Raw genomic sequence first — 23582 nt, forward strand, 5'->3', positions numbered from 1 at the left:
CTCTCTTCATCCGTCATTGGGTTAACGTAGAGAGCAATTATGCCGCTACGCTACAACATGCACTCCTCAATATCTTTTTACTCGGTAAACGACGTTTTGATCGGTAAACAACGTCAGCTCAGAGCCGTGAGAGACCTGATTATTGCTCACTGGAGGATACGCCACCCGTAGCGTTAAACTCGCACACTGGCCGATATAGCGCTCTGCGTTGTGAATGTCCATCCATCACTTATGTCTTATTAAGACAACTCTATGGTATGTGATTCGAGCGTGATGATGTCAGCCCACTCAATCACAACTAGACCACAAGTAAGAGACGACTAAGCGACTACGCATCTACCCTGAGAGCATCAAAGCAGCAGCCTCGCTGTAATCCTGCTACACGCTGTACAACAAGGATCATTCACAAACACTATGCTGAGTACCCAAAGTGACGATCATTGTTTTCCTTTATACCAGACATAAAAAAACGGAGCCTATCGGCTCCGTTTATCTACATTTATTAGCAGTGTTTTAATTCTATACGTTTAAGCGACGAGCTTAGAAGAAGTATTTGAAACGAACACGCATGCCTGTATCTTGGTTTTCTTCAAAGATTTTCTGTGCCGTTTTGTCGTCTACCTTCGTGTAGTACGCACCTAGGTAGATTGAAAAGTCATCAACAGCTAATACATCAGCAAACTCGTATGAAGCGTATACAGTATCAACTTTTGCCTTACCGTCAGCGTAGCTTCCTAGCTCTTTTGATTCATATTCGTTGGCAGCATGAACATAACCAAGGCCAAAACCTTTATAAAGCGCATTGACACCAACAGTCATGTTATCTTCGTCTACCGCGTCCATGTACGCAAAGTTAGCAATCAAATTCCAGTCAGCTGTCGAGTAATTAGTTGTGATGCCGTAGCCTTTACGGTCTGAAATATCTACACCTGATGTTTCTGTGATAACCGCATCTTTAACTAAGTTTGCTTCCAAAGAGGCAGCAATACCAAAATTACCAGCTTGATAACCAACTACCGGACGAAGCAATACAGAGTCTTTATTATTCTTAACTGTTTCACCGTGATATTTCGCCTTGTCGGTAGTCCCTGTTGGGCTTCCAAACAACACAGAGCGGTCACCAATCATAGAACCTAACTCAAGATACAAGTTACCGAAATTTTGGCTATACATGATTTGACCATCAGAACCACGGCCTCGACCTTCTTTCATTTGGTAAACATATGCCGCGCCATCACGATATAGATCGTTAGCTGTATCGCCGGAGTACTCAAGGAATGTATCTTGACCTACAGGGAACATATCAAACGCTTCAAAACGACCCATACGGATGTTCCAACCGTCTTGCGCACCAAATGCGAACCACGCATCATCTAGTGCTACATTACCGCTGCTTTCCATCAATGGCTGCACTTTGACTTGTAATACGTGACCATTTTGCGTGTAACGCTCACCTGCAAACTCAAGCAGAATACGACCAGATTGGTTGAATGCATTTTCTTTTTCATTTGCGCGCTCTAAACGCTCAAAGTTGAAATCGAATTCAACGTCACCGCCGATTGAGAAGTTACCTGTTTCATTATCAACAATGCTGATTCCAGCATTGGCACCCATTGCTGTTGACACTAAGATTGCAGCAAGCGAAAGCTTAAATGTGTTTTTCATTATGAACCCCGAGAAATGTAATAAGTTTTGTTTTTATTGTTCAGCTCTATACATCCGACTTTGTTTGGTTAGCTTCTATGAGCCACTCATTTACAAAGGGAATAATTAAGATGCTTAAAAGTTATATATCCAATGAACGAGGTAAAGTTTCACTAAAAAAAAGAATATCGACAATCCTAATAATTTAAAAATGCCTATCTAAATCACGCTTTTAGATAAATGCCAATATCGTTATATATCAATTAGTTATATATAAATAAATATATGTTTAGCATAAAAGATATTTTTTAATGTAATTGATGGGAACTTTTTATCAGGAAAAATAAATTCAGTGATTGAGATCACGGTGTAGACTAATGAAACAATAAGAAACATTGCTGCAATAGTGTTAACTAATAGTTCTATAATTGTAAGTCACTGACTAATCTGGGTTCAATTTAAACCTCGATAATACGACATGGCAACTCGTCGCTATACTCCTACTGAGACGCCCCTTGCTAAGACGTCGCCATTTTAACGCATAAGCAACATGTCTCTTAATAATTTCTTGCTATTAGCCGAGATTGAACTAGTTTAAAACATAGAAGCTATGTTGATTGGAGGCATAACGTTATGGAAAGAACTCTAGAAAAGGAAATCGTAACGACAGTGCATGACCTAAATAACGCTCAGTTACTTGAAGTGAAACGCTTTATAGAAGCGATGACGACTACAAAACGAAGTCGTGAACTGTTGAGTGAGGAAGAGATCGATATGATTCGTTCGCTCACCTCTCACCATCAGCGTAAATAGCAGACTATCTGTCATCAATTGAGAAAACCAAACGCAAAGAGGCCAGCATAATGCTGGCCTCTTTGCGTTTGGTTCTTCTAAGATAACACGAGCCATAAAGTGACAGCGTCACCAATGGGTGCGCGAATCCATTATCTCGATACCGTGGCTAACTCCTGTGGCGTTGGCCATGTATAAACAAACTCATCAACTTTTTTCCCGCAAGGTGAGTCTCCTCGTTGACTTAATGCTCTTACACCACCAACAGATTCATAGAAGTGCACCGCATCTTTATTATCTGCAAGCACTTCTAAAAACACGCCATTATCAGGGTAGTATTTTTCCGCCCACTCCATCGCTTGTGACAGCAAAGTCTGACCGACCCCTCGCCTTTGCGCCGAAGAAGACACATGCAAATTGTCAATAATAGTACCGAACTCGGCGCTGTGATTACCGAATAGGCAGATAAAACCTAATAACTCCCCCTGCTCCTCCGCCAAAATAACGTGTTGGCTGAATGGTGGGTTTAACAGTCTCGCCTGCCAAATCAACAGCTTATCATCCAAGGCTTGTTCATCAAGGTACGATTGTCGCATCATCCCTTTATAACTCAATTGCCAACTTTCAGCATGCAACTGAGCGATACGTTTATAATCAGAATATTCTGCTATTTTAAAATCCATTTAATAGTACCTACTGCTTAACTATTGTCATATCCATTGATTACATACTAATAAAATGTAAACAAATTGCAATCTATGCTACGTAAAAGCTAATGGTTCGCGCAATTATCCTTTGAAACCGATCGTTTACAGCGCATGATTTTACGCTTAGCCCAAAATGACTTACCTTGCATACAGTCGGCCTCACCAGTCGTAAGCTTGGTTAAAGTAAAGACTTCGTCATCCAAACATCACAACCGTTATGCAGCGTACCCGGATAAGGCTTATCTAAATGCTGAAAACCCACCGATTCATACAGGTGAATCGCTGACTTCATCCCAGCTAGCGTATCCAAATAACACGAGGTAAAGCCCTGCTCTTTAGCAAAAGATAAGCATTGGGTCGTCAGCGCCTTACCAATCCCATTACCCCGGCTTTCAGGGAGTAAGAATAATTTTTTTAACTCACAAACGTTAGATTCGCGACCAAAAGGAGCAACTCCACAGCCACCAACCACTTTACCGTCAAGTAATGCGATCAAATATAGGCTTCTTAAACCAGTACTATAGTGAGCGCTCATAGCATTCACTTCATCATCCGAAGGACCAAATCCCTCACCGATCGCTCCAAACTCGGCACCGACTCGCTTAATAATATCCCGAACTGCATCATTATGTGGTTCCGTTATTTCTACTATTTGTACCTGCATAATGATTTCCTATTAATGTTAACTTACGTGCAACTCATGTTAAGTCATGCGCAACAAAAACAGGTTAACGGATAACCCCTTAGGATTGAAAGGAATTTATTGGCATAAACCATACCCTTAGTCATTAACGCAGCGATAACGCTAAAAAGGAACACGGAGGAATAAGATAGAACATAGATGTGATTTCACTCTCAGACTCAACACGCTACTATCAAAGCTACGCAGGCTTTTCACACTGACACTCCAAATGAAACACACGATGGTAAGACTATGAATTCAAATTATTTACTGGCAACCATCACTATGACGGCTTTTGCGCTCAATTCATTATTTGCGCGTTATGCGTTGGGGTTCCAAGTCATCGACCCGATGAGCTACACGCTTATTCGCCTCTTAAGTGGCGCGATCACGTTAACATTACTTGCACTGCTGTCATTCAAATCAGCACGTCGCTCAGACTCATCTTCACTTGGATTTCTACCCTCTTGTTATTTAGGTGTGTCACTCTTGGGGTACGCTATCTTATTTTCTCTTGCCTATGACCGATTAGATACCGGCGTTGGTGCACTGATTCTTTTCGGAACGGTTCAACTAGCGCTCATTGGTTATCACCGATTAACAGGCCACGTCATTTCAAAAATGGAAGTGGTTGGCATTGGGGTTTCCATAGCGGGGTTTGTCACGCTCATGCAGCCTTCTCAACAGCAGCCTGATTTCGGGGCAGCGATATTAATGTCACTATCGGGGTTAAGTTGGGGGATCTTCACAATTTTAGGTAAGCAAACCAACCAAGCTCTAGTTGCAACCAAACAGGGCTTTATATTCGGTGCCAGTTTAATGGTGATCTTCTACTTAAGTAGCGCGCTCTTCAGCATGACCCCACTCCACCTGACAACGCAAGGCGTTAGCTTTGCGTTACTTTCTGGTATCGGTGCATCAGCTATTGGCTACTATTTATGGTATTTACTGCTGCCCAAAATCGACCTTTTACAAGCCTCCTTGTTACAGCTTACGGTCCCTATCATTGCATTAGTGCTTGGGATGATATTTATCAACGAGAAAATAACGGTCTATTCTTGTATTGCTACCCTACTGATTCTAGGTGGTATTGCACTTGTCTCATACAGTAAAGTGCGCTCACAATAATACCGCTAAGAAAACAAACAGTATCGCCAATACCACTTCAAATTAGATACAAAAGGATAATTGGTAACTCAGCGCTATTTAGTCTAGTTTAAGCGTCGATTACGCTTCCACCTTTTAGGATGAATTATGTTGAACTTCAGTCTCAAATCGCTGCTTTTAAGTCTATTATTTCCAGTCATGTGCATGGCCAATACCAGTTCTGATAACACACAAGCCCCAGACTCAGAAGCGGGACAACCTCTCGTCAACCTAACCATGATGCTTGACCTCAAGGGTATTGAAGCGTCTATTAATCAATCGAGTCAATCCATTGATAACCTAGCGGTATCTTTAACGTTACTATCAAAGAATGAAAGTTTAAATGAAGAGCAACGACAAGTTCTTGTTGATACGATTGAAAATATTGACGAACTTACTGAATTATCAAAAGCATCTTTGATTGCTTTACCGGGCGCGCTGGAACAGTCACAAAATTCGATAGCAAAAAGTACCAAAAACTTTGTCTATGACGTTCGTTTTAATGTTTTATTACTGCTTGGTGTTGTCGTTCTCGCTATCGTATTAGCGCTAATTGCCGCTTACTGGTTTATTTTACGCCCAATGCAAGGCACCATTTTACTCGCCACAAGAAATGTATCTAAAATGGCGAGCGCCATTCACAAGACGGCAAGCGCACTGGAAACAACCACAGAAAATCAGAAAGTTATTACCCAACGCCTCAATGATAAAGACACCACGCAAACTTAATCGTCGGACCAAACCTCTCTCAATTGAGGCCATCCCCATGTGGTAATTTCGACCCCTTTAATCACGCCATGAAAGCTCAATGTTTGTCTATGATGAAACATTGGGCTGACGTAACCTTCATAGATTAAAGCAGAACAAATAGGCTCTAAATGCTCAAGATAATCTCGAGCGACAATAGACTCCCTTACTGTATTAAGTTGATCGCGTAACCAGCCATTCGATTCTTCACTCAATACCGATTCAATCATCGGATCACTTACAAACGCAAGCATCGCCGATACTTGACGATTGTCATCCAAATTGAAGTTGGTTAACACCAAATCATAATCCAACACGCATTCTCTCGCCTGCTTTAGAAACTCTCGGTGCGGCAAAACCGTTATCGAGACGGTCACATTTAGGCTCGCAAGGATAAACTGAATGGCTCGACTACAGCGAATTAATCCACGATGATCATAAACTGCGATAGTGAGAGAGGATGGAAGATCGGTAGGCATTGCGCGAATTCGCTTAACCTGATGCCAGAAAGGGAAAAAATTATGCGCAACCTGTGCCCCAAATGTCATTTGAAGTTCCACTAGAGCTTGCCAAATCGCTTCCCCTCGCAAACATTCACTCAACCACTTTCTCTGCTCTACACCCAGGCGTTGAGTTCGTTTGTTTTGATTAAACAGCAAAAACAAACACCCATCCTCGATACGTATTTGAGAACCGTGGTGCGATAAAGTGCTCTGATGCTGAGTAGGCGTCATTGAGTTACTTCGAATTGAGTCTTGTGCTAGCAAGTTATTACTATGAACATCAATCAGCGGCGCAGCCGGCGCCGTATTACCACAGTCTGTATTAATGACTTTACCGCCAAGCAAAGCATGCTCACAAAGTACGGAAGGATCATTCACTGCCTTGTTGTTAAGCAACCAGATCGTCACTTCATCCGTTAAGGCTCGTAATGAAAAATAGCGTTCATTGGCTAATAGAGACACTTTCTGGTCGGTATGCTCTTGTAATAAAAATACCCCTGAACCCACTATTCTATTTGTGAGGCTCCAAGCATCATTAAGCTGTTGCGGAGGTTGAATTGAATATTTCAGATCACTTAACAGTGCACAAAAGCCGCGATCTGGTTGAGCTAGCGTCACCACAAACTTAAGATCATGAACAACCTCAACGGACATCACATGATCCAACTCATACTTATAGAAAGGCAGCTTAGACAACATTAATAATAAGTCACAGACCACTTGAGCCGTGATCGCGTCACCGTTATCAAATTGTAGTCCCGGTCTTAAATGAAAGCTCCAACTACGAAATGAGTCCTCACTTTGCCAATAATGGGCCAGTTCAGGCAGCAGATTACCGTCTTTCCCCATCGAAACCAAACACGAATAAAGCTGGCGAATGAGAAAACGCTCACTATTTCGCTGAGGCTTGTGAGGAACAAGACGTTCAAAAGAGCGATCATAAGTAAGCTGAACATTGACTCGCCCTTCTTTTAATACCGCTCCCGAGGTTTGCTGTAGCAAAGTACCAAACAACACTTGGTCGCCATCAAGAAAGTCGAGAGCTTTTTCATATTTACCCGCCGTTACCCAAGACTTAGCAACTTGCTTCTTTACCTCTTCAGTACTGTATAAGCGTGCGAGTGTAGAGCGCTGGTTCCGACCTGACTGTGGCCGCCAGTTAACCCACCCTAGCTCCGTCATCTGCTTGAGTAATGTGCGGGCATGCCTAGGACTGGTGAACAAATGCTCTGCAACATCGGCCAACAGTACCTTACATTCTTGACCAAGAGGATAATCTAACAGTCTAGAGTAATAGCGAAAAAGGTTTGATGATTCCAAGATACCTACCGACAACAAGCTAAGTTTGTTCCTTATTTTAGTATAAGTCGGCGAAAATTTGAATTATTGACTGATATTTACAATAACCGGAACAAACACAAAGAAAATCACTCTCTTTTTTTATTCCTTATAAATACGATAATAGCAACATAGCAATCAGCGTTAGTTTATTACCCCCCCCACTGATAACAAGGTAGCTTCCTATGAAACATTTAACCACACAACAAACTGACAACAACAGTCGCCCTATGACCAAGTACTACCTGAACCAATTAACTGGCGATAAAAGCAAGCTACACCGCTTAGCATTAACGCTACTCATTGGGCTTTGCCAGTTTTAGACTCTCATTCTGATTTGCGATGGCTTCATCATCACGGTTTATGCTCCAACCCCCAACAAATCATTATGTTGTTGCCATCGCTCCCTCTACTGTCGAATACAGCTTCTATCGAACGTAGCTGCCGTCGGATATAACTACTATCGAATATAACTACCATCGTATATAGATCGGCGTCCCAATTTTAACCAAGGTGATCAATTCATCCATTTCTGTGTTAGTAATGGCAATGCAGCCATTGGTCCAATCAAAGCTCTGAATAAACTCAACTGGCTTGGTATAGCCATTTTTGAGTCCATGGATTTTGATATTACCACCAGCACTGACACCTAACTCTTCAGCACGACGACGATCACGTAAGTTCGGATAACTGATGTGCATCGAACGATAAAATGCCGAATCATTCATGACAAAATCCAAGTAATACTTTCCTTCTGGTGTGCGATTATCTCCCTCCTGGACTTTATGACCCCGCGGGTTCGGGCCGAGTGAGATCCGATATTCTCTTACGACGATTTCACCTGACATTAAAAACATTCTGCGTATCGATTTTTTTACTTCGACGCGGTCTATCACCGCCATGCGGTCAATATTTGTTTGTAATTCAGAGTCGAGGGCTAAGCTGGAACTCACGGGGGGATTGATTTTAGTACCGTTTGGAACGACAGCTCGTTGTAGCATTGGTGATGATGACTTAACGGACTCTGCATTTATTGGCTGATCACTAGGCGCACTATCAGTGCGCAGTTCAAATGCCTGCGCAGCCCACGTCACTACAATGGCGAATACAACGACCACGGCTCTCATCAACATTCACCTCCCCTATTTTATTCGCCCGGAGTTTATACCGACTCGAACCACATTCCAAGACACTGTCGCCTACTAAAAGTATAGGTTAGAGGTTAACAATCTTATTGTTGCAGTATAACAACACAGATTAGTTAAAATGACTATATATCAACAATAATTTCTAACCTACACTGTATTGGTCGTCAAAAAGAGGGTGTGACCTCTTAACTATGAAAGGTTCTATAAGATGAAAAAACTTGTCGTTATTACAGGTGCGAGTTCTGGTATTGGTGAAGCTATTGCACGTCGCTTGAGTGCAGCCGGACACCCTCTTTTATTGCTTGCACGCCGTGTTGAAAAACTAGAGCAGCTGGGTTTACCTAATACGCTTTGTGAAAAAGTAGACATTACCGATAAAGTGACCTTTGAAAACGCTATCAAAAAAGCCGAAGCGCAATTCGGTCCTGCAGACGCATTAGTCAACAACGCGGGTATGATGCTGCTTGGTCAGATTGATACTCAAGACGCGGCTGAATGGAAGTCCATGTTTGACGTTAATGTGATTGGCCTTCTCAATGGTATGCAAGCGGTACTTGCTCCAATGAAAGCGCGCAATTCCGGCACCATCATCAACATTAGTTCAATCGCTGGACGTAAGACATTTGGTAACCACGCCGCATACTGTGGTACTAAATTTGCTGTGCACGCAATTTCGGAAAATGTCCGCGAAGAAGTCGCTGAATCAGATGTTCGTGTCGTCACTATTGCACCTGGCGCCGTTGAAACTGAATTATTATCTCATACTACATCACAAGATATTAAAGATGGTTACGACCAATGGAAGGAAGTCATGGGTGGCGTATTAGCCGCTGATGACGTAGCAAGAGCCGTAGAGTTTGCCTACTCGCAACCACAAAATGTCTGTATTCGCGAAATTGTATTAGCTCCTACTCGCCAGCAGCCATAGCTCTTAAACTAGAAACTAGAAACTAGAAATAAAATACCTCAGCAATTCGTTAATTGCTGAGGTATATACTCAATAGGCGACGAAGCACCGCCTATTGCACTTCTGGCAAGTGCCCAGATTTAAACCAAATAGTAGTAGCACCACTAACATAAGGCTCATGCTGGCTTCCATGTGGGCTGCGGGTCCATGTGCCTGCAGGGTAAGTGCCTAAATCGTCTTTAAGCTCTCCCTCCAAAACAAAAATCTCCTCACCACCAAAATGACCATGCGAATGATAACTGTCGGCGTCGGTCCAGCGAATGAGCGCGACTCGCTCGTTAGCATGTTGATGTAACACCATCACCTCAAGCTTGTCACCACATTTATCCCAAGTGGACTGCGTTGTATCAATGCGTACAAACTGACGATCATCTTCGGCAAACTGATTAAGTTTCACTAAAATAATACAGCCTTGCTCACTAAAAGGTGTATGGCGACTGCCTGGTGGATTCCTTAAATAGGTTCCCGCCCCATAATCTCCTGTTTCATCAGAAAATACGCCTTCTAACACTAGTATCTCTTCCCCGTGTGGGTGAGCATGTTGGCTAAAACTGGCCCCGGGTAGGTATTCAACAATACTGGTGACATGACCTGACTCCCGAGCTTCTCGCTCCAAAGGTTTACGGCGTACACCGCTTGCAGGAGAGTCGACCCAAGGTTGTGATGCCGTATCGATCACAACACGCTTACTAAAATCCATATTCAACATTTCGACAACTTTCCATTGTTGATACTAATCATCATCGCTTAATCTGCTGGGTAAAGAGCGCCAACGACAACGTCCATCACCGAAAGCATAACAAATTATTCATATACATTTCACTTCAACATGCGTTCATCCAGTGAAAAGCCCTGAACCGACACAACACCTAACGCGTTTCAGCAAGGAAAGCGTTTAAAATAGAAGGGCTGAGTCATTAGCCTTCATTATATTTTTGGCAACGCCACAATAATTAGGATACTCAACATAATATCCGATACACTACTCCTTCATCTTTATTCATTACGTTTATGTAGGCGCCTCTATGTACAGTGACTGGTTCAGTCAACCTGCACTTATTGCTATGTTGCTGATCTTTATTGGATCATTTGTGCAGACTTCTATCGGATTTGGTTTAGCGATTGTTGCTGCCCCACTGCTATTTCAAGTCTCACCCGATTATGTACCAGCACCAATTTGCTTGGTTGCGCTGTTTATCTCTATTCTTAATGCTGCCAAGCATCGCAGTAGTATTGCGCTTGGCGGGTTAAAGATGGCATTGATTGGTCGAGTCCCAGGTTCGCTTGCAGGTGCACTCTTGCTGCTCTACGTCTCAACGCAAGTCTTATCTTTATGGCTAGGGTTGCTTGTTGTATTTGCGGTCGTAATTAGCTTGTTGCCATTTAGAATTGAACCCACACCCGCCAAAATGGGGATTGCTGGTTTTTTCTCAGGTTTTTTTGGTACAAGCTCCGGTATTGGTGGCCCACCGATGGCCCTGCTGCTTCAACATCAAGAAGCAAACCAGTTACGTGGTAATTTGTCTGCGTTTTTTGTCTTTAGCTCAGTCATTTCACTGCTTGTACAGGCGCCAATTGGTTTTTTAACACCCCATCATTTAATGATCACCATCCCGCTGATTCCTGCGTCATGGCTTGGCTATAAACTGGCTCTATTAACCACACATTCCTTACCAAAAGAAAAAATTAGAGCTGGAGCATTATTATTATGTTCAATTAGTGGGATGACTGCTATTTATCAAGGTCTATAACTTAGCGTTTGTACTGGAATAATAAAACATTATACACTTCAACAATCAAATAGAGCCAACGTATAGTCGGCTCTATTTATTATTTGTATAAATGACTAGCTAGTTTGAAAATATAATCTATAGCTTTTTCATCTCTTTAGGACATGATTGAAGATGTGTGGTCACAACATGGCCATCTCCAGTAAGACAGATAGTGCCAGGCGCCCCGCCTTCTTCTGCTACGCTACTAAACGACAACATTAAAAAACCGAAAAAAACCATCATGAGTCTCATAAGCCATTTCCTTCCTTTGATTTATAATAAATAGGTAGCTAAATGTAACTACATTAAAAGTGTAGAAGAATAATTACCTATTTCAAAGTTCAGAGTAATTAACATTAAATTACTGACCTAATGTCACATTACCCATATATCATTCTAATTAATATATTTTCAAAACAAATAACATTTGACCAAAAAATAACATTTTGAAATGTTTTTTATTATACGCTCTCCTCTCAAATCACGAATGAGGGGCGTTAGCATGCGTATAAAACTGGGGGTTCTGAGTATCGTAGCAAGTGTCTGTATGGTCACTGGCGCGGCAGCCGTTCACTTTGATTCACTCACGTCTCCAAAATCGTTTGATACTTATGCTCAAATTATTAAACAGACCTATGAAACGCAGCTTTTTACGCTTTCCGTGTATAAGCAAGGTCATTATGGATTGAGAATGTATCGCCAAACTCAAGATCCCAAATATTCTGTCGTGGTTTGGAATGACATGGCCAACGTCGTCAACCGTCTCAATACCCTCTCCAAATATGTAAAAACTCGCCAAGAGATTCGAGACTATTCCAACGAGCGCCTCAATGATTATAAAAAAGGCAAAGATGAACGTAGCCAACGCCGCTACGCCGCCACAAAATCAGATCCAGAGTACTTCTATATGGGATTGGATTTGTTACGTTATATGGCTAGGCTCAACGAGTATGGCCTACAGCATAAAGACGATAAGACGCTTCGCGCACGTCTCAAACGCTATGATTTTCAATCTACCCTAACCGACCCAACTATGATAAAAGCGTGGGCGGCACAACTCGCTAACCAAGCCTATTGGCTTAAGCAAATTGGTGAGCAAGATTATACTCAGTCCTTCATACAAGCATTCCAAGAAACGTATCCAGAAGGTGAAGATTATCGCCTCAATGAACAGCAATTTACCAATAAGCTATATGGCATGACTCATATCATTTTGGCAGACTCTGAATATTACCAACGACCCGTCAATGAAAATGAGCATCAGTGGATATTCGATTACTTTAGAAAAAATATCGACGATATCATTACGCATACTAAAGAAGACGTTATTGCCGAAGTAGGGCTAACCTTCTTACTTGCGGGCCTTGAAGACGACCCGGTGGTACATAAAACTCGACAAGCCATCATCAAGGCCATCAACAAAGAAAAAGGCATGATTCCTTCGGCATCTGGGGATTTTGACTTTGCTTACGGTGAGCACCGTAATGTGCTTGCCATCATGCTACTCAGTTGGCAAACACCCAAAGCTGGACCTAATCTACATCTAACGCCAAAAATATTTTCCAAACTTCCCTACGGTGCGGTAAAAAAACCAATCTAACAAAAATGCCCCTTAAGATAAGGGGCATTAACGCGTCACTTCAAACAATGGTCATAACTCGACAGCGTCAAAATATGCTGGCTGCCGTTTAGTCAGAAGACTACCATTATAGGTACTTAAGAGAATCTCCATCTTCAGTAAAAACATGCACTTTTTCTGGCTGAGCGGTCAAATGAATGCGCTCTCCTTTATGAAAGTCTAAAATACCTGGCAGTTTGGCCACCGTATTTTCCTCGTGACCCTCTACACGGATGTGTAGCAACGTCACCTCTCCTAGTGATTCGACAAACAGAACCTCACCGGAAATTAATGCCTCACTCTCATTTGATACCAAGAAATCCTCCGGTCTGATCCCTATCTGTAAGGGCAACCCATTTAGGGTATCGGACGCGGAGATCGGTAAGTCAACCTCAACGCCATTCTCGGCGCGTATACGAGAGACGTCTCCTGCTTTAATCATCGATGCTGGGCTGATATTCATCGATGGTGAACCAATAAACTGCGCCACAAACACATTACAAGGATTCGTATAGAGCTCCAATGGTGTGCCCACCTGCTCAATACGCCCAGCAGAAAGCACCACAATGCGATCAGCCAGCGTCATGGCTTCTACTTGATCGTGCGTGACATAAATCATTGTCGTTTCTGTCATTGCCTCTTTAAGGTTGGCAATTTCAATACGCGTCTGTACTCGCAGCGCGGCATCAAGGTTTGACAACGGTTCATCAAATAAGAACACCTTAGGTTGACGAACAATAGCGCGCCCAATGGCCACCCGTTGACGTTGGCCTCCCGACAAGGCTTTCGGTAGGCGATCTAAATAAGGTTCTAGCTGCAACATACGCGCCGCTTCCATTACTCGCTCATGAATCGCCTCTTTCGGCTCTTTCGCAATGCGCATCGCAAAGGCCATGTTGTCATACACCGTCATATGCGGATAAAGTGCGTAGGTTTGAAAAACCATTGCAATACCACGCATTGCGGCAGGCAGTTCATTTACCCTAGCGCCTTCAATACACAGCTCGCCTGCGGTGATCTCTTCAAGCCCCGCAATCATTCTCAATAGTGTGGATTTACCACAGCCAGATGGACCAACAAATACGATGAACTCACCTTGATTGATGTCGAGATCAATCCCATGAAGTACCTGTGTTTCACCGTATGATTTTTGTATGTTTTTTAAAGATAATCCTGTCATCTCATTATTCTCATCGTTGAATCAAGTACTGTTTATTTAACAGAACCAGAAAGTAGCCCACGCACCAAATAGCGCTGCAAAGTGAAAAAGACGCCCAATGGTACCGCAATCGATACAAACGCAGAGGCGGTTAAAATTTCCCAATTCCCACCACGAGAACCAAGCAATTCACGCAGGCGAGCCGTCAGTACCATGTGTTCTTCACCCGTGCCTAAAAACACCGTAGCGACGAGTAAATCATTCCAAACCCACAAAAATTGGAAAATAGCGAACGACGCTAAGGCTGGAAAAGACAGCGGTAGTACGATTCTCATAAAGATTTCAAAGTCTGTCGCCCCATCGACTCGAGCTGACTCAATGATTTCTCTTGGAAGGCTGGAGATATAATTACGTAATAGATAAATCGCCAGCGGCAAACCGAAGCCAGTATGAGCAAGCCATATACCTAGATAGGTCTTTGCCCCCACACCAAAAAACGCACCAATATCATTGTAAAGACGCAGTAGTGGAATCAAGGACATTTGCAATGGCACCACCAACAAGCCTACCACCACCGCAATCAGCAAATTGCGCCCTGGCATTTTCATCCATGACAATGCATAAGCCGCATACGCAGCAATCAAGATCGGGATGATGGTCGCAGGAATAGTCACCGTTAAAGAGTTAATAAATGAGCGCCCGATCCCTTCCGCAGTTAACACCTCTTTGTAGTTGTCCAAACCAAATTTAGGAGGCACAACCGCGGTATAAAAGACCCGCTTACCACGTTTACCTTTAAACGGCTTTAAGGATGTCATCTTATAGTGACCATCTATCGTCATACTCAAGGTGCCACCATTTTTCATTTCAGCGACATCGCCCGGTTGATACGCGGTGGGAGCACGAGACGAAAAACCAAAAGCGTGAACTTGTGTCGGTTTGCCGTCTACCAATACTTGTCCTGTTAAAACATAGACGTCACCCTCCTTAACTTGCGAATCTGGTGCGCCAGTTCTATCAACTAAGTTTTGTTCTGAGTTTGTCAGTGAGGTCCACCAGCCCGTCAGCGCAAGTTGGTCTTTATCTCGAAACGATGAGATAAATAACCCAGCTGTAGGGAGCGTCCATAAAATGACGATAATAAGAACCGACAAATGCACCAACATCGTTAACGGAGAACGACGCAGTTTGCTCAAGCTAAAAGCTGCTTTACTCACATGACCAGCAGAGGAAGTCGCAGTTTTATCATTCATTTAGCGCCCCTCCATTTGTGCGTGGGCTTGGCGCATATTCCAAACCATCACAGGGATAACCGCCACCATAATAATCACCGCGATGGCAGCACCACGGCCAAAGTCGCCGCCCCCTCGGAACATCCAGTCAAACATCATATTCGCAAGAACCTGCGTACTCCATTGACCATTCGTCATGGCCAGCACAATATCAAAAACCTTCAAGACCAAAATGGTGATCGTGGTCCATACCACCGCAATCGTGCCCCAAATCTGCGGAATCAATATTTTGAAAAAGATTTGAACCCCACTCGCACCATCAAGCACCGCCGCTTCAACCGTTTCTTCAGGAATACCACGCAAAGCCGCCGACAAAATAACCATCGCGAATCCGGTTTGTATCCAGATTAAAATCACCATGAGAAAGAAGTTATTCCAAAAAGGCATCGTGACCCATGCTTCTGCCGTGCCACCAAAGAACTCAACAACAGCGTTCAGAATCCCAATTTGGTCTGAGCCCGGTGCACGATAGTCGTAGACGAACTTCCAAATAATGGACGCACCAATGAAAGAAATCGCCATTGGCATAAAAATTAAACTTTTTGCAATATTACCCCAGCTGACTTTATCGGTCAGCGCAGCAATGACTAGGCCAAAAAATGTCGACGCGGCTGGCACCACTAATAGCCAAAGAATATTATTAAACAGTGATTCTCTAAACTCACCATCATTAAACAGCCACACATAATTGCTCATGCCGACAAACTGATCGCCATTGCGGTCGTGCAGCGACAAGAACACTGACTCAAAAACTGGATAAACAAGATATAAACCAAGAAACGCTAACGCAGGTCCAAGAAATAACCAAGGCCTAACCGCAGCGGCACGGCGCAAGTTCTGAGCCATTTTTTGATTAGATACGCCGCGAGCAGGAAAGATAATGCCTAATAACCAGTTACTGCCTACGAAATAGAACACGCAAACCGCAACGCCCAGTGCCATGATGAATAAAGAGGAATAAAGTTGTTCCATTACTGCCTCACTTGCAGCCCTAGACTACACAAAAATTTCAATCAAAAACCGGCAATCGCTTCACGGTGAACCGATCGCCGGTGATACTACTTTACTGTTAGGTTTAAACACTAAACCCCAATATTGAACTGTTCGCTATTTAAGCGCGTCCCACGTTTTCTGAATATCGTCCGCCACTTCTTGCGCTGACTTGCCACCACTGTAGTCCACCATACCGGTCCAGAACGCACCTGCGCCTATTTTACCTGGCATTAAGTCTGAGCCATCAAAGCGGAATGTCGTGGCATCAAGCAAGATTTTTCCCTGTTTCTTCAAGGTATCATTACCATAAGTCTCAACATTGGCGCCTTTGTGAGGCGTTAAGAAACCAGATTGCGCCATCCACACTTCGTGAGCCAGCGCAGACTGTAGATATTCCATGAACGCACGAGACGCTTTTGAATCCTTAGTGATACTCCACAACGTGCCCGCCCCTAAGACTGGCTTACCTAAATCTTTAGACTCGTAGGATGGGAAGTAGAAGAAATCTGCATCTTCGCCTAACTCTGTTCCTTCAGGGAAAAAGCTTGGGATAAATGAGGCTTGGCGATGCATGTAACACTTCGCAGGAGACGTAAACAACCCTTTTGGTGAATCACGGAAATCCGTCGCCGCTACCGCGCGTGCGCCACCATCAACGAATTGGTCATTACGAGTGAACCAACCGTATTCTTCGATCGCCTCTACCACTTTCTTGTCGTTAAATTTAAGCTCGTTGGTCGTCCATTTGTCGTAATCAGCTGGAGACTGCGTACGTAACATCATGTCTTCTACCCAGTCCGTTGCAGGCCAACCCGTCGCGCCACCAGAGCCTACGCCAACACACCATGGCGTCTCACCATCTTCGACGATTTGTTTGGTCAGTGCTTTTAGCTCTTCCATTGTCTCTGGGACTTCATAGCCCGCATCTTCGAAGTTTTCTGGCACGTACCAAACCAACGATTTCAAGTCCACTTTGTAGAAGAAACCAAACAGTTGATCTTGACCTTTTTTATCCGGGAAGGTGCCAAGATCGACCCAAGAAGAACCGGCGGCGTAGTTTTCTTCAATCCATTCACTGGTTTTAGGATCAAGCGGTGAAAGAAACCCTTTCGATGCCAGATCAGCGGCAAGACCCGGTTGAGGGAAAATAACAATGTTAGGGGCGCTGCCCGCCTGAACATCAATGGCAATTTGTTGCTCGAATGAGTCGGAGCCTGAATACTTCACATCAGCACCCGTGGCGGCTTCAAAATACGCAATTACGCTTTCAACCAACTCTTTATCTTCGGTCAACCACGGACCAAAAATAGTGACAGTTTCACCCTTAAGATCCAATTTCTTTAGCTCTTCGTAGTTTTGCCACGTAAAGCGGTCATCATCACCTGGGGTAAATTTTAGGTCAGCAGCGAATGCGGAAGAAGCAGAAATCGCAACAGCTACTGCGGTAGCAAGTAGGGAGGTTTTCATCGGTCAGACTCCATGTATTAGATACTCTGGTTTATTAAGTCAGTACTTTGACTTTTTATAATAGGTTACTCGGTTTACAACGAATCACTCTGGCGTTTTACTGTTTGCCAGAGAAGCTCAGACATCACCGTTTATACCCACGGTTAATTGACTAAACCTATAAATCACACATTAAAACCTTATTGATACTTCAACCAGTTCTTATCTGAGTGTTGTGCCTGAGATCATGTTTTACAAACTAGCATCCATCAGAGAGTGATGGAGCGCATAATAATAGTCTGCTCCATGAAATTTCATCCGCTTTATTTTGCTTACACGCCTTAGACTGTTTAATAAAACTTAGATAACCTAGCCATTATTGCAGTGATGAAAACATTAAAATAAACCGGTTACTTAACCACGGTTTATCCGTTACCTGTATAGGCATCGTTCGGTGTCACTCTCTTTTCAAGGAGCATAACCATGAGTATGGAACCAAGATGGTGGCACGATGCTGTCGTTTATCAAATCTACCCACGCAGCTTTAATGATTCCAATGGTGATGGCATTGGCGATATTCCAGGTATTATTGAAAAGCTCGATTATATTCAGTCTCTGGGCAGCAACGTCATTTGGTTAAGTCCCGTCTATCAATCGCCAATGGAAGACAATGGCTATGATATTTCCAGCTACCGGGAAATTGCCGAAGAGTTCGGCACCATGGCAGATATGGAAAAACTGCTGTTTGAAGCCAATAAGCGGCAAATTAAAATAGTGATGGATCTAGTGGTCAACCATACCTCCGATCAACATCCATGGTTTCAAGAATCCAAAAGCAGTAAAGACAACCCTAAACGCGACTGGTATATCTGGAAGGATCCCAAATCAGACGGCACGCCACCCAATAATTGGGAGTCATTTTTCGAACCACAAGCGTGGACACTAGACGAAGCTACAGGTCAGTACTATTTACACCTATTTAGCCATCAACAGCCAGACCTAAACTGGGCAAACCCAGACGTCCGTCACGCCATTTATGACATGATGCATTTCTGGCTTAAAAAAGGCTTAGGCGGTTTTAGAATGGACGTCATTAACATGATCGGTAAGCCGTCAGACTTCCCAGATGCGACTATTTTTGATGCTGGCGTAGCGGGCTGGGAGCATTGGTCAAACAACCTACTTGCGCACCAATACCTGCGCGAAATGCATGATCAAGTGCTGCAGCACTATGATGTGCTCACCGTTGGTGAAACACCCTTTACCACCACTTTAGACGGGCGTTACTACTCCCACCCTGATCGTAACGAAATTAGTATGATCTTCCAGTTTGAGCACGTGAGTATTGATCGTGAAGAACACAACGCCGTTAAAAAACCCTTTGATCTCGTGCAATACAAAGAAATCATGTCACGTTGGCAACAAGACCTATATCAAAAAGGGTGGAACAGCGTTTACTGGAGTAATCACGACCAACCTAGGGCTGTCTCTCGTTATGGTTCAGACTGTCCTCAGTATCGCGTCATTAGCGCTAAAATGCTCGCAACTGTGCTTCACTGTATGAGCGGCACACCTTACATATACCAAGGTGAAGAGCTCGGCATGACAAATAAACACTTTGAGTCTATTGAAGAGTTTAATGACCTCATGGCGAGGTTTCATTATGAAAAAATGATGAGTAAAGGTCTGTCGCCAGAAGAAGGGTTAGCGTTTCTTAATGACTTTTCTCGTGATCATGCCCGTGTCCCAATGCACTGGGACAGTAGCGAAAATGCAGGATTCACCCACGGACAACCCTGGCTGCCATTAAATAGCAATTATACCGAGATCAATGCCCAACAAGCCGTCGATGACAACACGTCGATTTACCATCATTACCGCCAACTGATTGAATTGCGCAAAGCATCCCCCTATCGAGATGTGATTGTTTATGGACGTTATGATCTCATCGACCCAGAAGACGAACACGTTTATACCTACTTACGCAGTAACGATCAGCGATCATTGTTAGTCATAAACAACTTTACCGACCAAGTTCAAACTCGTCATTATTCATTCGATATCAAAAAAGTGGTGCTAAACAACTACTCTGCTGATGAATTCAATTGGGCATCACTCAACGCGGTAACACTAAAACCGTATCAAGCGGTTATTATTGAAGTCGCTTGTTAACGATTGACTAATTAACTAAGAAACTGATAGCAAGATCATGGAAAGCCGTGTGCACCGCGGCTTTCTTCTTTCCATCGCTTACCATACCGCCAAGCTCTGCCATCATCCCTCAAGATATATAATTAAAGCGCCAAGCTAAACCATTAAACATCCCGATACTTACCACCCTCAATGACAACAACTTCCGATACTTCCTTGTAGCAGCACATGAGCAATTGTAAGTGAAATGTTATTGTTGATAGCAAGTCATTACCAATAATGACCTTTGTCACCCTATAACAAAGAAAATGGAGTTTACATGTCTCAAAGAGAAGTCGTTGTACTAAGCGGTGTACGTACCGCAATCGCAGATTTTGGTGGAGCCTTGAAAGATGTGGCTCCCACAGATCTTGCTGGTCAAGTAATCGCCGAAGCCGTAAAAAGAGCCAATATCGCGCCCGAAGATGTGGGGCATTGTGTTATCGGCAGCGTCACGCATAGTGACCGACGCGATATGTATATGAGCCGTGTCGCCGCACTAAAAGGGGGCTTGCCAATAGAAACGCCAGCGTTAACCGTTAATCGACTATGCGGATCTGGGCTTCAGTCTATTGTTTCAGCCGCACAAATGATTCTGCTTGGCGACTGTGATGCCGCAGTTGCTGGCGGAGCTGAGTCAATGACACGCGTCCCTTACTGGTCCCCTAGCGCACGATTTGGCTCAAAAATGGGGGATACTCAACTTATCGATCCTATGGTCGGAGCCCTCACCTGCCCAATTAACGATACCCACATGGGGATCACCGCTGAGAACTTGGCCGAGCAGTACAATATTAGCCGAGAAGAACAAGATGCTTGCGCTTTAGAAAGCCACCGACGTGCGCAGCGGGCGATTGAAGAGCAGAGATTTGGTGACCAAATCTTACCTATCGAACTCAAAACCCGTCGCGGTACAACGCTATTTGATAGCGACGAGCACGTTCGTTTTGATGCAACATCCGAGAACTTTTCTAAGTTGCGCCCTGCGTTTAAGAAAGATGGTACCGTCACCGCTGGCAACGCATCAGGAATCAACGATGGCGCAGCCGCACTAGTGCTTATGGAAAAAAGCGCAGCAAAAGCTAAGGGGCTAAAGCCCATGGCAACCATGTTGGGCTACGCTATCGCAGCCGTTGACCCAGCGGTTATGGGCATTGGTCCTGTACCAGCTGTTCGACAATTACTCGATAAAACGGGAGTTAGTGTCGATGACATCGACATTTGGGAAGCCAACGAAGCATTTGCCGCGCAAGCCCTTGCTGTGACCAAAGGACTCAACCTAGATCCTGAAAAAGTGAACCCTAATGGCTCAGGGATCAGTTTAGGTCATCCAATTGGTGCTACGGGGTCACTGATTTCCGTTAAAGCCCTTTACGAGCTTCAACGCACCAACGCTCGCTATGCCGTCGTCACCATGTGTATTGGTGGCGGCCAAGGAATTGCTGCACTTTTTGAGCGATATCAAGACTAGCACCAAGATTATCATCTACAGATAGACGCTATTCAGCGTCTATCTCATTCCAGTTCACATGTTTTACACACCGTCTCTACTTCGCTGTCGGAAGACAATAAAGATAGATCGTTTTGGTTATATTAAGTTAGATGGGGGTTAGGTGAGCAAAACAGATCTGCCCCAAAGTTTGTTAGTACTGCTCTTCGTTAAATAAATTTCACGGTTTTGAACTAATTGTAGGCAAATGACAGGATCTGCCCCCATTGCCTGCGATACACCTCTAGTTTTAGCGTATGTGATGTTAACATACCGAATACGCATAGAATGACCTCTAATATACTGATTAACTACAATATGACAGTAACTTATCGCGCAATAAAACAAGATGAATTTGCCATGATGGCGCAGCTAGAACAGCAATGCTTTGGCGCTCATGCTCTGCCGGACTTCTTTTTTCGTCAGTCTTACGATTGCTGGCCCAAAGGATGCTTTGCTGCGTTTCAAGAGCAAAAGATGCAGGCTTTTTTGATCCTCGCACAAAGTGAAACGCAAGATATCGGTTGGATTCTATCTGTGGCAGTGTCGCCTGAACTGCAAGGTCAAGGCATTGGGCGCAAGCTACTGACTCGATTACTGGAGCAACAGAGTTACGCGCGCGTGCGCTTAACTGTTGACCCTGCAAATCCCGCGGCGCTGCGTCTATATCAATCACTTGGCTTTAGTAAAATAGCTGAAGAAGCAGATTACTTTGGACCTAACCAAACGCGCTGGGTGATGGAATATAGCCTAGAGGATTAAAAGGGCACACACCATAAAAGGATTAAAAGGACACACACCAAAAGTATGAAATTAGTTTGATTTTATTGAATTCGCCGACTCACCAACAATTCTATTAAAAGAGAGCTGCTAAGTTACTTAAAACCTTTATAGCAGACCTCATTTTGACAACAGCCAGAAAACAACTTATCTCCGTGGATGCTACCTCGTATTACCACTGCGTATCACGTTGTGTGAGGCGTAGCTTTTTGTGCGGGGAAGACCCGCTCACCAACACGAGCTACGAACATCGAAGAGAGTGGATAGAGCGAAAAATTCACGCTCTGACACACGTATACTGCATCGATGTTTGCGCCTACGCCATCATGAGTAATCACTATCACTTGGTGCTTCATATCAATAAAAACAAAGCGTTAGCATTGTCACTACACGATGTGGTCGAGCATTGGGGGCGTGAACATAAATTGCCAGTGCTCATAGAGCGTTGGCAGAATAAGCAACTCACTCACCAGGTAGAAGAAGACAAGTGTATTGAGCTCATTGAAATATGGCGAGAAAGGCTGTGGAACTTAAGTTGGTTCATGAAAGAGCTCAATTACGACATTGCGTGTAGGGCGAACCGAGAAGATAACTGTACAGGGCACTTTTGGGAAAGCCGTTTCAAAAGCCAAGCGTTGCTTGATGAAAAAGCACTTGCCGCCGCAATGGCGTATGTCGACTTGAACCCTATTCGAGCAGGYATTGCTAAAACCCCTGAAACGTCGGAGTTTACYTCGATAAAAGCCAGAATCGATGCGCTGGATAAAAACTTAACGACAGCCCCATGTTTGCACCCTTTTATCGGCAATCCGACGAATAAAATGCTAGATGGTATTCCGTTTCGGCTCATCGACTACATTGAGTTAGTCGACTGGACTGCACGTCTATTTCGCGAAGACAAAGCCAGTATGGTTGATAATCAACCCGCTATTTTGGCGCGTTTGAATTTCAATCAAAAGAGTTGGTTAACGATATGTACTGAATTAGAGAAAACACGTTCGACTGCGGTTGGGTGTCACATTAATACAGTTCAAGCTAAGGCCGCCTTAAAAAAGAGCAAGATGCAAACCTATCAACTAGAATAAGCCCCACTTTCACCGCCACTCCTACCCAATAGGCCAGTAAAAATTCTGGATACTGTCGTTTGCCCAGTCCCTAAACGTCAGTAA

At 43.8% G+C, this 23582-nt stretch carries 23 protein-coding genes; 11 read left to right on the plus strand and 12 right to left on the minus strand.

Going from position 1 to position 23582, the window contains the following annotated elements; all coding sequences use genetic code 11:
* Positions 1-66: 66 nt before the first annotated feature.
* The gene (locus L4D74_RS07730; protein WP_428751541.1) at positions 67-222 is read right to left on the minus strand and encodes a hypothetical protein; all 156 of its coding nucleotides are present in this window, start codon (positions 220-222) and stop codon (positions 67-69) included.
* A gap of 318 nt (positions 223-540) precedes the next feature.
* Positions 541-1665 (minus strand): carbohydrate porin, encoded by a 1125-nt coding sequence (locus L4D74_RS07735; protein WP_428751542.1) that lies wholly within the window; start codon positions 1663-1665, stop codon positions 541-543.
* A 612-nt stretch (positions 1666-2277) separates the two neighbouring features.
* Here L4D74_RS07735 and L4D74_RS07740 point away from each other — a divergent pair.
* A complete protein-coding gene (locus L4D74_RS07740) occupies positions 2278-2457 on the plus strand; it encodes a hypothetical protein (protein WP_428751543.1) in 180 nt (59 codons plus the stop codon).
* Positions 2458-2588: 131 nt separating this feature from the next.
* Here L4D74_RS07740 and L4D74_RS07745 read toward each other — a convergent pair whose 3' ends face one another.
* Together L4D74_RS07745 and L4D74_RS07750 are read right to left on the minus strand one after the other, a co-directional pair.
* The gene (locus L4D74_RS07745; protein WP_428751544.1) at positions 2589-3119 is read right to left on the minus strand and encodes a GNAT family N-acetyltransferase; all 531 of its coding nucleotides are present in this window, start codon (positions 3117-3119) and stop codon (positions 2589-2591) included.
* A gap of 202 nt (positions 3120-3321) precedes the next feature.
* Complete coding sequence (locus L4D74_RS07750) at positions 3322-3807, minus strand: GNAT family N-acetyltransferase (protein WP_428751545.1); 486 nt, start codon at positions 3805-3807, stop codon at positions 3322-3324.
* Between the two features lie 270 nt (positions 3808-4077).
* Between L4D74_RS07750 and L4D74_RS07755 the strand changes: the two genes are divergently transcribed.
* Complete coding sequence (locus tag L4D74_RS07755; protein ID WP_428751546.1) at positions 4078-4953, plus strand: DMT family transporter; 876 nt, start codon at positions 4078-4080, stop codon at positions 4951-4953.
* A gap of 126 nt (positions 4954-5079) precedes the next feature.
* Positions 5080-5700 carry a hypothetical protein gene (locus tag L4D74_RS07760; protein ID WP_428751547.1) on the plus strand — a complete coding sequence of 207 codons (621 nt, stop codon included), beginning with the start codon at positions 5080-5082 and terminating at the stop codon, positions 5698-5700.
* Here L4D74_RS07760 and L4D74_RS07765 read toward each other — a convergent pair.
* Positions 5697-7541: an SgrR family transcriptional regulator gene (locus L4D74_RS07765; protein ID WP_428751548.1), complete on the minus strand. Its 1845-nt coding sequence runs from the start codon at positions 7539-7541 to the stop codon at positions 5697-5699. The two genes, L4D74_RS07760 and L4D74_RS07765, sit on opposite strands and share 4 nt — an antisense overlap.
* Positions 7542-7744: 203 nt before the next feature.
* Between L4D74_RS07765 and L4D74_RS07770 the strand changes: the two genes are divergently transcribed.
* The gene (locus L4D74_RS07770; RefSeq protein WP_428751549.1) at positions 7745-7882 is read left to right on the plus strand and encodes a hypothetical protein; all 138 of its coding nucleotides are present in this window, start codon (positions 7745-7747) and stop codon (positions 7880-7882) included.
* A 150-nt stretch (positions 7883-8032) separates the two neighbouring features.
* Here L4D74_RS07770 and L4D74_RS07775 read toward each other — a convergent pair whose 3' ends face one another.
* Positions 8033-8461: a L,D-transpeptidase family protein gene (locus L4D74_RS07775; RefSeq protein ID WP_428751576.1), complete on the minus strand. Its 429-nt coding sequence runs from the start codon at positions 8459-8461 to the stop codon at positions 8033-8035.
* Positions 8462-8915: 454 nt separating this feature from the next.
* Here L4D74_RS07775 and L4D74_RS07780 point away from each other — a divergent pair, with 454 nt between their 5' ends.
* Positions 8916-9635 carry an SDR family oxidoreductase gene (locus tag L4D74_RS07780; RefSeq protein WP_265675326.1) on the plus strand — a complete coding sequence of 240 codons (720 nt, stop codon included), beginning with the start codon at positions 8916-8918 and terminating at the stop codon, positions 9633-9635.
* Between the two features lie 91 nt (positions 9636-9726).
* On the opposite strand, the gene L4D74_RS07785 is transcribed toward L4D74_RS07780, so the two are convergent.
* Positions 9727-10383: a cupin domain-containing protein gene (locus L4D74_RS07785; protein WP_428751550.1), complete on the minus strand. Its 657-nt coding sequence runs from the start codon at positions 10381-10383 to the stop codon at positions 9727-9729.
* 316 nt (positions 10384-10699) lie between these two features.
* On the opposite strand from L4D74_RS07785, the gene L4D74_RS07790 reads away from it, so the two are divergent.
* Positions 10700-11425, plus strand: coding sequence for a sulfite exporter TauE/SafE family protein (locus L4D74_RS07790; RefSeq protein WP_428751551.1), 726 nt, complete (start codon positions 10700-10702; stop codon positions 11423-11425).
* Positions 11426-11542: 117 nt separating this feature from the next.
* Here L4D74_RS07790 and L4D74_RS07795 read toward each other — a convergent pair whose 3' ends face one another.
* Positions 11543-11698 carry a hypothetical protein gene (locus L4D74_RS07795; RefSeq protein ID WP_428751552.1) on the minus strand — a complete coding sequence of 52 codons (156 nt, stop codon included), beginning with the start codon at positions 11696-11698 and terminating at the stop codon, positions 11543-11545.
* Between the two features lie 250 nt (positions 11699-11948).
* On the opposite strand from L4D74_RS07795, the gene L4D74_RS07800 reads away from it, so the two are divergent.
* Entirely contained in the window at positions 11949-13046 is a 1098-nt protein-coding gene (locus tag L4D74_RS07800; RefSeq protein ID WP_428751553.1) for a DUF3541 domain-containing protein, read from the plus strand.
* Between the two features lie 106 nt (positions 13047-13152).
* Here L4D74_RS07800 and L4D74_RS07805 read toward each other — a convergent pair whose 3' ends face one another.
* From L4D74_RS07805 to L4D74_RS07820, 4 genes are all read right to left on the minus strand, one after another.
* Positions 13153-14244, minus strand: a complete 1092-nt coding sequence (locus L4D74_RS07805; RefSeq protein WP_428751554.1) for an ABC transporter ATP-binding protein — start codon at positions 14242-14244, stop codon at positions 13153-13155.
* Between the two features lie 32 nt (positions 14245-14276).
* Positions 14277-15476, minus strand: coding sequence for a carbohydrate ABC transporter permease (locus tag L4D74_RS07810; RefSeq protein WP_428751555.1), 1200 nt, complete (start codon positions 15474-15476; stop codon positions 14277-14279).
* The gene (locus L4D74_RS07815; protein ID WP_428751556.1) at positions 15477-16487 is read right to left on the minus strand and encodes a carbohydrate ABC transporter permease; all 1011 of its coding nucleotides are present in this window, start codon (positions 16485-16487) and stop codon (positions 15477-15479) included. It abuts the gene before it with no gap.
* Positions 16488-16622: 135 nt separating this feature from the next.
* Complete coding sequence (locus L4D74_RS07820) at positions 16623-17975, minus strand: ABC transporter substrate-binding protein (RefSeq protein ID WP_428751557.1); 1353 nt, start codon at positions 17973-17975, stop codon at positions 16623-16625.
* 468 nt (positions 17976-18443) lie between these two features.
* Between L4D74_RS07820 and L4D74_RS07825 the strand changes: the two genes are divergently transcribed.
* The 4 genes from L4D74_RS07825 (at position 18444) to L4D74_RS07840 (ending at position 23498) form a co-directional block, all read left to right on the plus strand.
* Positions 18444-20126, plus strand: a complete 1683-nt coding sequence (locus L4D74_RS07825; protein WP_428751578.1) for a glycoside hydrolase family 13 protein — start codon at positions 18444-18446, stop codon at positions 20124-20126.
* Positions 20127-20424: 298 nt separating this feature from the next.
* Positions 20425-21615 (plus strand): acetyl-CoA C-acyltransferase family protein, encoded by a 1191-nt coding sequence (locus L4D74_RS07830; RefSeq protein ID WP_428751558.1) that lies wholly within the window; start codon positions 20425-20427, stop codon positions 21613-21615.
* A 306-nt stretch (positions 21616-21921) separates the two neighbouring features.
* Entirely contained in the window at positions 21922-22395 is a 474-nt protein-coding gene (locus L4D74_RS07835) for a GNAT family N-acetyltransferase (RefSeq protein ID WP_428751559.1), read from the plus strand.
* A 143-nt stretch (positions 22396-22538) separates the two neighbouring features.
* Positions 22539-23498: a transposase gene (locus tag L4D74_RS07840; RefSeq protein ID WP_428751560.1), complete on the plus strand. Its 960-nt coding sequence runs from the start codon at positions 22539-22541 to the stop codon at positions 23496-23498.
* The last annotated feature ends 84 nt before the right edge of the window (positions 23499-23582 follow it).

The organism is Vibrio cionasavignyae, from assembly GCF_050337155.1.
Classification (GTDB): domain Bacteria; phylum Pseudomonadota; class Gammaproteobacteria; order Enterobacterales; family Vibrionaceae; genus Vibrio; species Vibrio nomapromontoriensis.